Here is a 13391-nt window from a genome sequence, read left to right as displayed (position 1 = left end):
CAAGGTTGCATGCGTAAATGCATCTTTACCATGATGGTTGGAGATCACTGTGACGTCCCCTGTCTATCTCTTTGATTTGGCATCGCGGCAGGCGCAATGGCTCGCAGCGCGCCAGACTACGATCTCAGGAAATATTGCCAACGCGAATACGCCTGGCTATCGCGCGAAGGATGTCGAGCCCTTCGTCGACGTTCTGGACAAGACGAAACTGGCCATGGCTGCCACAAGCAATGGTCACATCGGCTTTGACGCATCTCGGCCTGACGCGAGCAAGGTGAAGAAGGCGGATACCTGGGACACCGTCTACTCGAGGAACTCTGTCAGCCTGGAGCAAGAGATGATCAAGGCCGGTGAGGTCGATCGGCAGCATTCGTTGAACACCAGTATCGTCAAGGCGTTCCACCGCATGCTCATGTCAAGCGTGAGGACTGCATGATGGTCGATCCTCTCATTGCATCGGCCAAGCTCTCAAGTGCGGGTCTAGAGGCTCAATCGGCCCGCCTCAGAGTGATCTCCGAGAACGTCGCGAATGCTCAGTCGACAGGGCGTACGCCGGGCTCCGATCCCTACGCGCGAAAGACGATTACCTTCAAGTCGGAGCTTGATCGGGCCATGGGTGCCTCGTCGGTCGCGGTGAAGGAGATCGGAAGAGACGATACGCCTTTCCCGGTCGAGTACGATCCTGGAAACCCTGCGGCGGATGAAAACGGCATGGTGAAAAAGCCGAATGTCAACATGCTGATCGAGATGGCCGACATGCGAGAAGCCAATCGGTCATATCAGGCCAACCTGCAGATGATGAAGCAGGCCCGCGCCATGATCTCCGCAACGATCGACCTAATGAGAGGCTGATATGATCAGTGCCGCTTCTTCAATCTCTTCAATGATCGATCGGCCATCTGCAGTTTCGTCTGCGGCAACGGCCAACGTGAAATCGATCTCTGGTGCGCCTTCAAACGGCGTCGCTCAGGTCAGCTTCCTCGACACGATGACTCAGGTGGCATCGTCTTCAATCGACATGTTGAAGGCAGGCGAGGCAGCCTCCATCGCGGGGATCCAAGGAAAAGCGTCCGTCCAGCAGGTGGCGGAAGCGGTGATGGCTGCTGAACAAACCCTTCAGACGGCGATTGCGATCCGTGACAAGGTCGTTGCCGCTTATCAAGAAATCGCGCGAATGGCGATCTAAGGAAAGTATACCATGAGAGCACTCGCGATCGCTGCTACCGGCATGAATGCCCAGCAGCTCAATGTTGAAGTTATTGCCAACAATATTTCGAATGTGAACACGACGGCGTTCAAGGGCGCACGGGCGGAGTTCACGGATTTGCTTTACCAAGCTGAACGAGCACAGGCTATTCCCACTCAGGCAGGCGCAAGCCCTGTTCCGGAAGGCGCAATGCTAGGCCTTGGTGTGCGGGCGGCGGCCATTCGTAACCTCCACCGTCAGGGAGCGCTCACCAACACGTCTAACCAGTTCGACCTTGCTGTCACCGGGCGCGGCTGGTTCCAAGTCGATGCCCCCAATGGGGATACGGTTTATACGCGTGCAGGCGCCTTCAACAAGGATGCCAATGGACGGCTCGTCACGCTCGACGGCTACACCCTGACGCAGCCGATCTTGGTTCCCGCGGATGCCATTGATGTCACCATCAACGAATCCGGACAAGTGTTCGCAAAGATCGATGGTGAGGTGGAATTGCGCCCCATAGGCCAACTGATGCTCGCGAACTTTGCGAACGATGCAGGCCTGGAGCCGATTGGCGGCAATTACTATCGGGAAACCATCGCATCCGGTGCGCCTCAGGAAGGCAGCCCTACCGATCCCGGTTACGGTAAGATTCACCAAGGATACCTCGAAGCATCGAACGTCGATGCGATCAAGGAAATTACCAACCTCATTTCAGCTCAGCGCGCGTTCGAGATGAACTCCAAGGTCATCCAGGCGGCGGATGACATGGCGGGGACCGTCTCCAAGGGCATTCGCTAAGTGACATCGGCTGGAAGATTGTCATGAAATCATTACTCCTTTGCGCGGTGGCTCTCGTCTCAATCGCTGCTGCGACCCAAGCAGCTTCTAGCGAGGGGCGCGTGCTCCCGGTCCCGAGCGTGACGATCTATCCGGGCGATCTCATCAGCGAATCCATGCTCAAGGATCGAGTCTTCCCTGAGAATTACCGCTTCCGCACAGCTGTGGTCGAGTCGCCGCGCGTTCTTGTGGGAAAGGCAGCGCGCAGAACTTTGCTGCCGGGAGAGCCTATCCCCATGAACTCGGTCGATGATCCAAAGCTCGTCACGCGCGGTGCTCAAACCGCCATCCTCTTCGAGGAGGGCGGATTATCGATTGTTGGAATTGGCATTCCCATGCAGTCGGGAGCCTTGGGCGAAACGGTTCAGGTGAAGAACGTGGATAGCGGGCGGATCATCACCGGTCGCGTCCAGGCGGACGGCAGGATCAGGATCGGCATCCAATGATTATGCGCGCTGTTCTGCTAATCCTCGGAATGCTGATGGCTTCTCATGCCGCGGCAGCCACGCGGATCAAGGATGTTGCGAATGTCCAGGGCGTTCGCGACAATCAGTTGATCGGCTATGGGCTCGTGATGGGCCTGCAGGGCACCGGAGACACGCTTCGGAATTCCCAATTCACCGAACAAGCTCTCCAATCGATGTTGGACCGCATGGGGGTGAATGTCAGGGACATCAACCTGCGGACAAGAAACGTGGCCGCCGTTATTGTAACGGCCGACCTTCCTCCCTTCGTCGGTGCGGGATCCCGGATCGATGTGACGGTAACGTCGATGGGAGATGCGACGTCCCTGAAGGGCGGCACTCTGATGCTGACCGCTCTGCAGGGAGGCGATGGACAGGTCTATGCCGTAGCCCAGGGAGCCATCGTTGTCTCCGGGTTTGCGGCACAGGGGCAAGCGGAGACGCTGACATCCGGCGTGGCAACATCTGGACGCATCGCAAACGGTGCCTTGGTCGAAAAGGAAGTCCGGGGTGGTTTTGACGCAGTGGGAACACTCGCGTTTGAGCTCAAGAACCCCGACTATAAGACCGCAACCCTGGTCACGGACGCGATCAACCACTATGCGCAGCAGAGGTATGGTACACGTGTTGCCGCTCCGAAGGATTTCAGGACAGTTGTTCTGCATCGGCCGAAGAATATTGCCCCAACGCGGTTCATAGCTGAACTGGGCGATCTGGAAATTCAGCCCGATACGCCGGCGCGCATCGTGGTGGACCAGAGGACTGGCACCGTGGTGATCGGAAAGAACGTCCAGATCTCGACCGTTGCGATTACGCACGGGGCCCTGACGATCCGCGTCACGGAGATGCCCGAGGTATCGCAGCCTGATCCAATGTCGTTTGGGCAAACGGTCGTCGTTCCCAGGACGCAGATTTCAGCCGCGGAAGAGCGGGTTCCGCTTGCTATCGTCAGAGGGTCTGACCTTCAAACGCTTGTAAGAGGGCTCAACCAAATGGGCCTGAAGCCATCCGATGTCATAGCGATTCTCCAGGCCGTCAAGACGGCTGGAGCGCTTCAGGCGGAGCTTGTGGTTCAATGATGAAGTTCACGACGAGCACATCGACACTGGCTGCAATAGCCGCTTTATGGACTCTGACCGTGACTGCGCCTGCCTTCTCGCAGGAAAAGCCGGCGGAAGTGAAGGGCAACAATTACTGCGCCAACATCGCCGATGCGGCATCCGACGCCCGTTACGCTCTTCAAAAGCAGGAACTGGCCAATATGGAAAAGGAGATTGAGGGCAGGCTCAAGATCCTTGAGGCGAGGCGGGCTGAATACGAGGAATGGCTGCGCCGCCGGAATGAAGTTCTCGAGAAGGCGGACGAGACGATTGTCGCAATCTACTCCCGCATGCGTCCGGATGCAGCCGCTCTGCAACTCATCAACATGGAAGATGAGATTGCTGCAGCTGTTATCGCTAAACTCAACCCGCGCGTTGCCAGCGCGGTTCTGAATGAGATGGAGCCGGCAAGAGCCGCTCAGCTGGCCAACATCATCACGGATGCTCCGAAGCGCGTTGCGAGTAACGGGAGGAAAGATTGAAGCTTATCATTTCCATCGCTAGCCTCTGCCTCCTTGCGGCCTGCGCGACACGTCCCGAGGATCTAGGGCGTGAGCCGATGATGACCCCGGTCGGCTCAGGCATTGCCGTTGAGCGCGAGCCCCTGCCTCATGTGTTCAAGAGCACGGTGAGCACGGCACCGAATTCCACCTGGAGCAATGCCAGTGCGGATCTGTTCACTTCTCCACGCGCGCGGCAGGTGGGGGACATCGTAACAGTCAATATCCAAATCGACGACAAGGCGCAGTTCGATAACGCAAGCGACAGGTCCCGCTCGTCATCCATCGACGCAGGCCTCGGCTACGGGTTCGCGTTCAAGGGGTGGCAGGCAGACGGGACGGCTGATGTCGGTCTGGATTCCTCCTCATCATCTCAAGGGCAGGGGACCATCGACCGCTCCGAAAAGCTGCGCCTTTCAGTCGCGGCGATCGTGACCGAGGTTCTTCCCAACGGAAACGTCATCATCAGCGGATCTCAGGAGGTTCGGGTGAATTATGAGGTGCGTGTGCTGAATATCGCCGGCATCGTTCGCCCCCGCGACATCTCCCCCCGAAATACGATCAGTTATGACAAGATCGCTGAGGCGCGTGTCTCGTATGGCGGTCGCGGACGCCTCATGGAAGTCCAGCAGCCCGCTTATGGGCAGCAGATTTTTGACGCTGTGACCCCGTTCTGAGCAGGCTTACCCATGGCAGAGAATCTAGCGCTCCCTTCCCCATCCGATCGAACTAAGAAAGAGGGGACCAAAAGCCTGATTTTAACGCTCGGAATGCTGACTCTTCTGTCTGCTGTTGTCGGAGGCGGATTTGGTCTGAGCATCGTGTCAAGCATCGAGAAGAGGGTGGAGGAAAAGTACAATGCTCTGCCTCAGCAGCCCATAGAGAAGAGCGCTTACACGGGTGATGTTACGCTCAAGAAACTCGCTCCGGTTGTGACGAACCTGGCAGGCTCCGAAACCGATTGGGTTCGTCTTGAAGCGTCCATCGTTTATAAGGGCGGGATCGAGTTCAACCCTGACGTCGTTGCGGCTGAAGCGCGGCAGGATGTCCTTGCTTATCTGCGGACCGTCTCACTGGCGCAAATTCAAGGGCCGAGCGGTCTTCTCCACGTGAGAGAAGATCTCAATGAAAGAGCCAAGATCAGATCGAATGGTCTGGTTCAGGAGCTTGTGCTCGAAACTCTTGTTGTCCAGTAATCAAAAATTCTTTCTCAGAGCTGTTTATCCTTTAAGGCCTCTTTTATGCGGATCCGGATCCTCTTTACCAGCCTTGTTCTTCTGCTGCTAACTGGCGCTGGAGCCTATGCGCAGGTTCCGAGTTTGGAGAGCCTTCTTCCGCCAAGCGACGGTGCCGCGAGTGGACGCATCATTCAGATGGTCGTTCTTTTGACGGTCCTATCCCTTGCTCCGGGACTGCTCATCATGGTGACGAGCTTTACCCGTTTCGTGGTGGCTTTTTCATTCCTCCGTTCCGGCCTGGGACTCCAGAGCACCCCTGCCAACATCTTTTTGATCAGCCTTTCCCTTTTCATGACTTTCTTCGTCATGGGACCGACCTTCGACAAGGCTTGGAACGAAGGCGTTCGTCCTCTCACAGAGAACAGGATTACGGAAGCCGAGGCGTTTAATAGAACTGCGGATCCCTTCAGGGAGTTCATGCTCGCCCACGTTCGACCGAAAGACCTGCAGACATTCGTCGATCTTGCCTCGGAGAGCTATCCCAAAGCCAACGAGGGCGAGAAGATTGATCTGCGGATTCTCATTCCTGCGTTCATGATCTCCGAGTTGAGGAGAGGCTTTGAAATCGGCTTCTTGATCGCGCTGCCATTTCTCGTCATCGACATGATTGTGGCGACGCTTGTCATGTCGATGGGCATGATGATGATGCCTCCGACCATTCTGGCGTTGCCGTTCAAGATCCTGTTTTTCGTTCTGATCGATGGCTGGAACATTCTCGTCAGCGGGCTCGTCAGATCCTACTTCTAGGTGCTTCCAAGCAGGGTAGCGGCAACCCTCGCACAAGGTTGATGGAGCAAGAAGGACACTCGATACATCTTATCATTGTCGAGATTCTCTATGCCCGGTCGTCAGCAAGCCGAAAGATTGTGGACCAGCCTGATGCAGCTTGGTGCGCGCCGTTTAGCGGCCCTGGGCGCCATCGGGTTCGTAGTGTTCCTTGCCGTTGGCGTTGGGGCTTATTACCTCAGCCGCCCGGCGCAGGAGACACTCTATACAGGCCTTGATCGCGAAGACGTCAGTCGCATGGGCACTGTCCTCAAGGATGCCGGCGTCCCCTTCGATGTAAGCTCCGATGGAACAGCGCTGCTTGTCAGTTATGGCAATACCGCCCAGGCGCGCATGCTGCTGGCAGAGAAAGGTCTGCCTCACAGCACTAAGTCCGGCTATGAACTGTTTAACGATCTAGGGTCCCTGGGCTTGACGTCGTTCATGCAGGAAGTCACCAAGGTACGTGCCCTTGAGGGTGAGCTTGCCCGCACCATCCAAGGCATGAAAGGCGTCAAAGCGGCCCGGGTCCACATCGTTCTGCCGGATCGCGGTTCTTTCCGCCGTGACCAGCAGCCGCCGTCCGCATCCGTCGTCATCCGCACCTCTCCAGCGGACGATACGTCTCAGGCGCAAGCGATCCGCCACCTCGTCGCCGCAGCCATTCCTGGAATGGCTGTCGACAAGGTGACGATCATGAACACCGAAGGAACGCTCCTGGCATCCGGAGACGATTCCACGAATGCCTCGACGGGTAAACTGGCCAACCTCGAAAAGACCGTCGGCCTTGAGATCCAGGACAGCATCCGGCGCACGCTCTCGCCCTATCTGGGGATTGGTAACTTCGAAATCAGCGTCGCTGCTCGTCTCAACACGGACAAGGTCAGCACCAACGAAACAATCTTCAACCCCGAGTCAAAGGTTGAGCGCTCTGTCCGAACCGTGAGGGAAACCGAGGTCTCCCAGAACAGGGCCGGTCAACGGCCCACGACCGTCCAGCAGAATCTTCCTGAAGAGGAGGTTCGCGCTGGTGCGAGCGACAGCTCGAGCGAAGACAACCAGCGCCGTGAAGAACTGACGAACTTCGAGATCTCGTCGAAGACGATTCAGACGATCAGCGACGGGTACTCGATCAAGAATCTTTCCGTCGCCGTGCTCGTCAACAAGTCCCGCATCGCAGCCCTTCTCGGCGAAGGTGCGGATGCTGCTGAAATCGATGCCAAAGTGGCTGAGATCGAGCAACTCGTGTCATCGGCAGCAGGATTCAGCAAGAACCGTGGCGACCAGATCAAGGTTGCTGCTGTCAGCTTCGTCGACGACAGCGGCGTGCTTCAGCCTGTTCCTGGCCCGTCTGTAGCCGAGATCATGATGCGCCAGTTCGGAACTGTGGTGAATGCACTCACCATCCTGGCACTGTGCGCCATGCTGATCTGGTTTGGGCTCCGCCCGGCGGTCCGTATGCTGATCGCAAGGCACCAGGCTGACATCGAGATCCAGCGTGAGCAGATGGCTGCCCTGGCCGCCGCTGAAGTGAGCAAGGAATTCGAAGCGGCTGAAGCTGAAAGCATGTTGGCTCAGCCAGCCCTTACCGACGATACAGGCCAGCCTTTGATCGAGCTTCCCCGTTCGCCACAACGGAAGCTGGAACAGATTATTGAACTCAGCGAAGAGCAGGCAGCAGCGGTGCTGAAGCAGTGGCTCCGTCAAGAGGCGGCATGATGTCCGGAAGTATCGCCGACCTTATCAGCGATTTTTCCAACCCCGCGCCTTCCGAGGGGTTCGGGATCGGTATTCTCCGCCGGGTGCGTCAAGCTGCCGAGCCGGAGGTGTCAGTTCCAGAACCCGTTGTCGACCAGCAAGCCGAGATGATGCACTCCGTCGAGGAGCGGGTCAGAGCTGAAGAGCAAGAGAAGGCGCGTCGGAAGCTTGATGAAGCTCTGAGCGCCGAACAGGAGCGGCACCGCGAAGAGATGGCTGTTCAGAGGGAGATCTGGGTTGAGCAGGAGGCGCTGCAGCTGTCTTCTCAGATCATCAATGCTATCGGAAACCTTGAGACACTTTTGTCTGAAAAGGCAGCCCGAATCCTGGCGGCAGTCATTCCCGAGGCCCTTCGGCAGAGCGCCATTGCCGAGTTCAACGAGGTCCTTGGCAAGATCCTTTCAGGGGAGAATGCAACCCTTTTGAGAGTGACGGGCCCGGAGGACATGCTCAGCGCCATCAAAGCTGGAATAGTCATGCGGGATGGAATTATCGAATTTGTCGCAAGTGACGCTGTCGAGCTTACGCTTGTGGCTGGCGATACGACTATTCAAACTCAATTCGACGCTTGGTCCGAGCGGCTTCAGGCGCTTCTGAAAGAAGGGTCATCATGCTGAGTTCAGGCAAGCAGGAAATCCTGGTCATTCGCAGAGGCGAAGACGATGAGGTATCCGTAAAGGGCGGAGCCTGGAAGATCGCTCACGCCGACTTCATGACGGCCATGATGGCATTCTTCCTGATCATGTGGCTTGTTGGCATGGCCGATCACGACACCAAGATTGGTGTTGCCAATTATTTCAACCCAGTTCAGCTGGCGAACTCCACTTCCAACAAGAAGGGTCTCGACGACCCGCAGAACGTGCCCCCCGAGCGCGAAACTGAAAACACAGAGAATGGTAAAGAGAAGGGAAGCGGCCAGGGAACAGGTGGTAAGTCGCAGCAACTGCAGAAGCCTCGCTTCAAAGAAGGGGCGCTCTTTCAGGATCCGTATGCTGTGTTGGCCAAGATCGCGGACGAGATCGAGGCTACTCCCCATGACACGCTCGGCGCGGATGTGACGCCTGGTGAAAGTGATATCCCCGGCCTGAATAGCGGTGAGGCTTTCAGGGATCCTTTCGATCCGCTTTACTGGCAGGTTGCTCCTATCGACGAGATGAAGGCTGACGTAAACCCCAAGCCGGGAACAGCCACTCCGGCGCCGACCAAGGCGGAGGTCGATGCCTGGGTTGCCGCAAAGAAAGCGTCTGCCCCTGATCGGAAGGATATTAAATCCGCAAGCGCAAGCGTCTCCACAGAGACGAAGGCTTCGTCAGAGGAACAGCAGGCGGCTGCGGAAGTGCCTCCTCTTTCTGCCGATGCCGCTGCGGATCTGAAGGCAGCGGAGCTGAAGAAAGAGATCATGAATGCCGTTCAGCCAGGGAGGAATGCTACACCGCGACCGCAGATCGAAGTGCGCCGAACGGGTGCCGGCACCGTCATCAGTCTGACGGATGACATCGATTTCTCAATGTTCGCAGTCGGCTCGGCCGAACCGCATGCCAAGGTCGTGCAGGCCATGGCCAAGATCGCGGCTATCCTGCAGTCTCGCCCCGGGAAGATCGTCATTCGTGGGCACACGGACAGTCGACCGTTCAAGTCGGCCGATTACGACAATTGGCGCCTGTCTCACGCCCGAGCTCAGATGGCGCTCTACATGCTTGTTCGCGGCGGCCTCGATGAAAGCAGGATCGTTCGTGTGGAAGGACATGCTGACCGCGATCCCAAAATACCCACGGATTCGAAAGCCGATCAGAACCGCCGGGTGGAAATCCTGCTTCAGGAGTGATCGCTGTGAGGGGAATGCTTCATGCTGCTCTTATTATCGCCATTGCGAGCACGCCGGAACTTGCATCTGCTGAGAACCAGAATCCACCAGGACTTCTCTCTGCACCCACGCCTGTGAAGCTTCAGCTGGAGCCTGTCTCGAAGCCGGTTCAGATGGTTCGGACCCTGCAGCTGATGCAGGACCAGATCGCGGTCGGCTCGACTGAGGCTCATCTGGGGCAGCGAGGGCTTTTGGCTATACTCGACAACCGCTTCATGGCTCTGGAAACGGAGTTCTGGGCGGATGCCAGGAATGTGCGTGCCGCGATTGCTTTCGTCTTGAGCGGCGGTAATCCGCAAATTCTCAGAAAACTTCTGGAAATCGGCGTCCCTCTGGATCAAAGGGCATTCGTCGAAGGAACTCTGGCCTATGTTGAGGGGCGAGAGGAAGAGGCAAAGAACAAGCTCCTGTCATTGGATGTAAAAACGCTCGCGCCCATGCTTGGTGCGCAGCTGGCGCTTGTTCAATCGGCGTTGATTGTCCGCACGGATGCAAAAAAATCCAGTGACCTTCTGGATTTCGTTAGGCTTCAGGCTCCGGGAACCCTGCTTGAAGAGGGCGCTTTGAGACGCCAGGTCTTCGTTGCAAGTCAAACCGGAGACATGAAGAAATTTCTGGCTCTCTCATCGGATTACTTGCGCCGCTACCGCCATTCTGTCTACGCTGGAAACTTCAGGCAACGTCTTGCATCAGCCTTGACGCGAATAGACTTTGGAAAGGACGAGAGACTTTTCAGCGACGTTGTAGAAATGCTGAAGGATCTGGAGTCTGACGCGAGGCTGGACCTCTATCTTCTTGTCGCGCGCTCCTCGATCGATCAGGGATTCACGAAATCCGCTCGTATGCTGTCCGAAAAGGCTCGCGAGTTGGCTCGAGCCGATGCAGTAAGCGCAGAAAGGGCAAAGCTCTACCTTGCCGCCTCCATGATCGTTTCTCCTGAAACGGTCGGCGCGGCAGAAGCAGAGCTGCAGAGCGTCAACAAATCGCTCTTGCCTGAGAGTGATGCTGCTCTCCTGAGTTCTGCACTCTCGATGGCAGGGCACATCCGTCAGATGCCCGGTGACAAGACAGCAGAAAAACGAGCCAACCCTTCATCCGATGCGCTCGCCGTAGAGGCGGCATCCGATGGCGGGCAAGCGCCAGAACAGCTTCAGACTGTATTGAAGGCTCGGGATACTCTGAGCCGTATAGACCAGCTTATCAAGAACCAGGCGCCGACAGTTCGATGAATCCATTCGATATTCTGGCCCGCAATTTGCCCCGGCCTGCCGATCCGCAATCCTTGCGAGAGTCAGCTGCTGCATCCGAGAATGCTGGCAGCAACGCCGCGTCGGAGAATGCGGATAGTTTCAATAGTTTGCTCAAGGGGTTATCAGAACAACTTCCCGCAAGTGAAGCTCCTGTTCTGGGAGCCAACGACCTTGAGTCACTTGAAATGCTACCCACAGAGAGTGCATCCGACAGGGCGGCAGCAAGCATTTCAAATGCTGTAAGCATTCTCTTACAGGGCATCATGCCGAACCCGACACCGCAGGGGGCGAGTGTGCAATCCGCCAGCGGTAACGGTCATGACGGCAGGGCACCCTCGCAGCTACTCCTTGAGACTATGCTCCCTTCGGACGGAATTTCTGAGGTAACCAATCTCGCGCCCGCGCCGAGAATGACGGTTTCCGTCGGACACCAGGAAACCCACTTCAAGCCTATTATCGAGAGTCTGGACGCAAAACTCGCTACCAGTACCCAAGGAAGCGTTGAGTTATCGCTTGAGAATGAGGCTGGCGACGACGTCCTAAACCCACCCTCGGCACTAACCGCAGCTGAGCGGCAGGGTGTGCCACGAGACAGCCGTCCACACCCTGCTTATCCAGTGGCATCATTAGGAGCAGGGGAGCCTAAGCCTGAAGTGCCCGCAAACCTGGCGCAGGACTATGAACAGGCGGGAAGCCCCTTGAGCGAAGAGAATGAGGTCAGGGTCGAACCCGCTCAGCAGACTGCCAAGCAAGATGCAGGAACGGATCTGCCGTCAGAGAATCTTCATCGAATAGCGGGGGCGATCAAAGCAGAGGCTCAATCGATAGCGGACAAGGGCTCGCTTCATCAGCCTCGAGGGGGGGAGGCACCCCAAACGATATCAGTCAAGGCAACTGAGAGCGCTCTGAGGGTGCTCAATCTGCAACTCCATCCCGCGCATCTGGGCGCGGTGACCATTAAGATGAGGCTCGCAGGTGAAAGCCTGGAGATGGAGCTTCATGTCGAGCGTGAGGAAACGGCTCAGCTTCTGAAAACCGATTCTGAAAAGCTCGCATCGCTCCTCCGCGGATCCGGGTACCGTCCGGATACGATCAGCATCCACGTCACCGAAGCTGTCGTTCAGGATCGTACAATAGCCTCACGATCTCAGACCGATATGCAGATGCAAGGGCAGTCATTTCAGGATGGGGGAGCCAGCCATGGTGAGCGCTTCCGGAATCAGGACAATCCGTATGCCAGCGGCAAATCCGAGCAGAAAGAGCATGCAAATGATCAAACGGCCCTGGGCAGCCGTAGCGCTGGCAGCGTTTACCTATAGCCTCACTTTCTCTGGTCAGACGCTGGCACAGCCTGCGAGTCAACTTTGCGAGCGCGAAATGTTGCGGGCTTCTGCAAAGTATGGCGTTCCCGTCGGCATGTTGTATTCGGTTGGATTGACGGAAACTGGACGCAAGGGATCCTTGCAGCCCTATGCGATGAATATCGAAGGACGGGCCGTTTTCGCGAATACACTTCCCGAAGCCGTCCAGCATTTCGAGGCCGCGCGCCGGTCAGGGGCGAAGCTGATCGACTTGGGATGCATGCAGATAAATCACTATTACCATCGCGAGAAATTCTCGTCTTTGGAAAGCATGCTGAATCCCCGAGACAATGTGGAATACGCTGCTCGGTTTCTCAGCGAGCTCAAGGGTCGTCACGAGACATGGACGATGGCAATCGCCCGTTACCATGCTGGCCCGGACAATGATCCCGCGCAGAAACGCTATGTCTGCCGCGTCATTTCCAACATGGTTGCCACCGGTTTCGGGCAATGGACGCCAAATGCGCGATCATTTTGCGCGGATGCGCCAGGGCTTAAGCCTGGCCAAACAGCGTCCAGCGGCTGAGCGACGCTCTTTACCGAACCATTTTGATGGATGTGCCCGATTGGCTCAGAGCGCCGGTAAGTGAGGCCTCTGTTCCCTCAAGTCTGGCAGTTTCCGTGCCACGGGAGAACAACGAGACTCGGCTCCCCTCGAAATGCCACATGTTCACTTGCCGGAGGACTTCATCGGAGCACTTGGATGTCGATGCCTTGTAAAGATCTAAGGCTGATACGTTCGAGAGATGAATCAGGCAGGTACGGCCCTTCTCATCTTTAGCCTGCCATGTGCCGGCATACGATGCCGCACGTCGAGGGGCCGAGAAAACTCCAGGTGGCGAATCTGCGACAGGCGCATGTGCACTATCATTATGCTGTGTCTCGTTTCGTGGCCTAGCGATGGTAGGATTAACAGCCACCGGTGGTGTGTCTTCCCTCATGACGGAAGAAGGCTGCGGATCTTCTGGGAGGCCAGCGACTTGCCCATAATGTCGAGCTGTGGGCGATGGGCCAACAATGATCGCTGGCGGATCAGTATTCACTGTCTCCATGGAGACACGCGCC

The 13391-nt window shown here is 56.9% G+C and carries 16 protein-coding genes; all 16 read left to right on the top strand.

The window, feature by feature from the left end:
• Positions 1 to 49: 49 nt before the first annotated feature.
• The 16 genes from flgB (at position 50) to BLP10_RS03335 (ending at position 12852) form a co-directional block, all read left to right on the top strand.
• Positions 50 to 436: a flagellar basal body rod protein FlgB gene (gene flgB / locus BLP10_RS03410; protein ID WP_091130169.1), complete on the top strand. Its 387-nt coding sequence runs from the start codon at positions 50 to 52 to the stop codon at positions 434 to 436.
• On the top strand, positions 436 to 852 hold the full coding sequence (flgC, locus tag BLP10_RS03405) for a flagellar basal body rod protein FlgC (RefSeq protein ID WP_091130165.1): 417 nt from the start codon (positions 436 to 438) through the stop codon (positions 850 to 852). The genes flgB and flgC overlap by 1 nt, the downstream gene beginning before the upstream one ends.
• A 1-nt stretch (position 853) precedes the next feature.
• Positions 854 to 1186, top strand: a complete 333-nt coding sequence (gene fliE, locus BLP10_RS03400; RefSeq protein WP_091129829.1) for a flagellar hook-basal body complex protein FliE — start codon at positions 854 to 856, stop codon at positions 1184 to 1186.
• A 12-nt stretch (positions 1187 to 1198) separates the two neighbouring features.
• Complete coding sequence (flgG, locus tag BLP10_RS03395) at positions 1199 to 1987, top strand: flagellar basal-body rod protein FlgG (protein WP_091129825.1); 789 nt, start codon at positions 1199 to 1201, stop codon at positions 1985 to 1987.
• A 23-nt stretch (positions 1988 to 2010) separates the two neighbouring features.
• Positions 2011 to 2472 (top strand): flagellar basal body P-ring formation chaperone FlgA, encoded by a 462-nt coding sequence (gene flgA, locus BLP10_RS03390; RefSeq protein ID WP_091129822.1) that lies wholly within the window; start codon positions 2011 to 2013, stop codon positions 2470 to 2472.
• Positions 2469 to 3569, top strand: a complete 1101-nt coding sequence (gene flgI / locus BLP10_RS03385) for a flagellar basal body P-ring protein FlgI (protein ID WP_091129818.1) — start codon at positions 2469 to 2471, stop codon at positions 3567 to 3569. Before flgA ends, flgI begins: the two co-directional genes overlap by 4 nt.
• A complete protein-coding gene (locus tag BLP10_RS03380; RefSeq protein WP_175493759.1) occupies positions 3566 to 4072 on the top strand; it encodes a MotE family protein in 507 nt (168 codons plus the stop codon). Before flgI ends, BLP10_RS03380 begins: the two co-directional genes overlap by 4 nt.
• Positions 4069 to 4767: a flagellar basal body L-ring protein FlgH gene (flgH, locus tag BLP10_RS03375; RefSeq protein ID WP_091129815.1), complete on the top strand. Its 699-nt coding sequence runs from the start codon at positions 4069 to 4071 to the stop codon at positions 4765 to 4767. Before BLP10_RS03380 ends, flgH begins: the two co-directional genes overlap by 4 nt.
• A 12-nt stretch (positions 4768 to 4779) precedes the next feature.
• Positions 4780 to 5286 carry a flagellar basal body-associated FliL family protein gene (locus tag BLP10_RS03370; protein ID WP_091129811.1) on the top strand — a complete coding sequence of 169 codons (507 nt, stop codon included), beginning with the start codon at positions 4780 to 4782 and terminating at the stop codon, positions 5284 to 5286.
• Between the two features lie 45 nt (positions 5287 to 5331).
• Entirely contained in the window at positions 5332 to 6075 is a 744-nt protein-coding gene (gene fliP / locus BLP10_RS03365; RefSeq protein WP_091129808.1) for a flagellar type III secretion system pore protein FliP, read from the top strand.
• Between the two features lie 90 nt (positions 6076 to 6165).
• The gene (gene fliF / locus BLP10_RS03360; protein ID WP_091129806.1) at positions 6166 to 7812 is read left to right on the top strand and encodes a flagellar basal-body MS-ring/collar protein FliF; all 1647 of its coding nucleotides are present in this window, start codon (positions 6166 to 6168) and stop codon (positions 7810 to 7812) included.
• Complete coding sequence (locus BLP10_RS03355) at positions 7809 to 8468, top strand: hypothetical protein (RefSeq protein WP_091129803.1); 660 nt, start codon at positions 7809 to 7811, stop codon at positions 8466 to 8468. The genes fliF and BLP10_RS03355 overlap by 4 nt, the downstream gene beginning before the upstream one ends.
• On the top strand, positions 8462 to 9676 hold the full coding sequence (locus BLP10_RS03350) for a MotB family protein (RefSeq protein WP_091129799.1): 1215 nt from the start codon (positions 8462 to 8464) through the stop codon (positions 9674 to 9676). Before BLP10_RS03355 ends, BLP10_RS03350 begins: the two co-directional genes overlap by 7 nt.
• 14 nt (positions 9677 to 9690) lie before the next feature.
• Entirely contained in the window at positions 9691 to 10944 is a 1254-nt protein-coding gene (locus tag BLP10_RS03345) for a hypothetical protein (RefSeq protein ID WP_091129795.1), read from the top strand.
• Positions 10941 to 12284, top strand: a complete 1344-nt coding sequence (gene fliK, locus BLP10_RS03340) for a flagellar hook-length control protein FliK (RefSeq protein ID WP_091129792.1) — start codon at positions 10941 to 10943, stop codon at positions 12282 to 12284. Before BLP10_RS03345 ends, fliK begins: the two co-directional genes overlap by 4 nt.
• Complete coding sequence (locus BLP10_RS03335) at positions 12235 to 12852, top strand: transglycosylase SLT domain-containing protein (RefSeq protein ID WP_425286932.1); 618 nt, start codon at positions 12235 to 12237, stop codon at positions 12850 to 12852. The genes fliK and BLP10_RS03335 overlap by 50 nt, the downstream gene beginning before the upstream one ends.
• Positions 12853 to 13391 lie beyond the last annotated feature (539 nt).

Source organism: Microvirga guangxiensis, assembly GCF_900102135.1.
GTDB classification, from domain to species: domain Bacteria; phylum Pseudomonadota; class Alphaproteobacteria; order Rhizobiales; family Beijerinckiaceae; genus Microvirga; species Microvirga guangxiensis.
This window is presented reverse-complemented; position numbering and strand designations above follow the sequence as displayed.

Coding starts and splice junctions, on each gene's coding strand:
- flgC (WP_091130165.1), top strand. CDS start 436: ATGGTCGATCCTCTCATTGCATCGGCCAAGCTCTCAAGTGCGGGTCTA.
- fliE (WP_091129829.1), top strand. CDS start 854: ATGATCAGTGCCGCTTCTTCAATCTCTTCAATGATCGATCGGCCATCT.
- flgG (WP_091129825.1), top strand. CDS start 1,199: ATGAGAGCACTCGCGATCGCTGCTACCGGCATGAATGCCCAGCAGCTC.
- flgA (WP_091129822.1), top strand. CDS start 2,011: ATGAAATCATTACTCCTTTGCGCGGTGGCTCTCGTCTCAATCGCTGCT.
- flgI (WP_091129818.1), top strand. CDS start 2,469: ATGATTATGCGCGCTGTTCTGCTAATCCTCGGAATGCTGATGGCTTCT.
- BLP10_RS03380 (WP_175493759.1), top strand. CDS start 3,566: ATGATGAAGTTCACGACGAGCACATCGACACTGGCTGCAATAGCCGCT.
- BLP10_RS03370 (WP_091129811.1), top strand. CDS start 4,780: ATGGCAGAGAATCTAGCGCTCCCTTCCCCATCCGATCGAACTAAGAAA.
- fliP (WP_091129808.1), top strand. CDS start 5,332: ATGCGGATCCGGATCCTCTTTACCAGCCTTGTTCTTCTGCTGCTAACT.
- fliF (WP_091129806.1), top strand. CDS start 6,166: ATGCCCGGTCGTCAGCAAGCCGAAAGATTGTGGACCAGCCTGATGCAG.
- BLP10_RS03355 (WP_091129803.1), top strand. CDS start 7,809: ATGATGTCCGGAAGTATCGCCGACCTTATCAGCGATTTTTCCAACCCC.
- BLP10_RS03350 (WP_091129799.1), top strand. CDS start 8,462: ATGCTGAGTTCAGGCAAGCAGGAAATCCTGGTCATTCGCAGAGGCGAA.
- BLP10_RS03345 (WP_091129795.1), top strand. CDS start 9,691: ATGCTTCATGCTGCTCTTATTATCGCCATTGCGAGCACGCCGGAACTT.
- fliK (WP_091129792.1), top strand. CDS start 10,941: ATGAATCCATTCGATATTCTGGCCCGCAATTTGCCCCGGCCTGCCGAT.
- BLP10_RS03335 (WP_425286932.1), top strand. CDS start 12,235: ATGATCAAACGGCCCTGGGCAGCCGTAGCGCTGGCAGCGTTTACCTAT.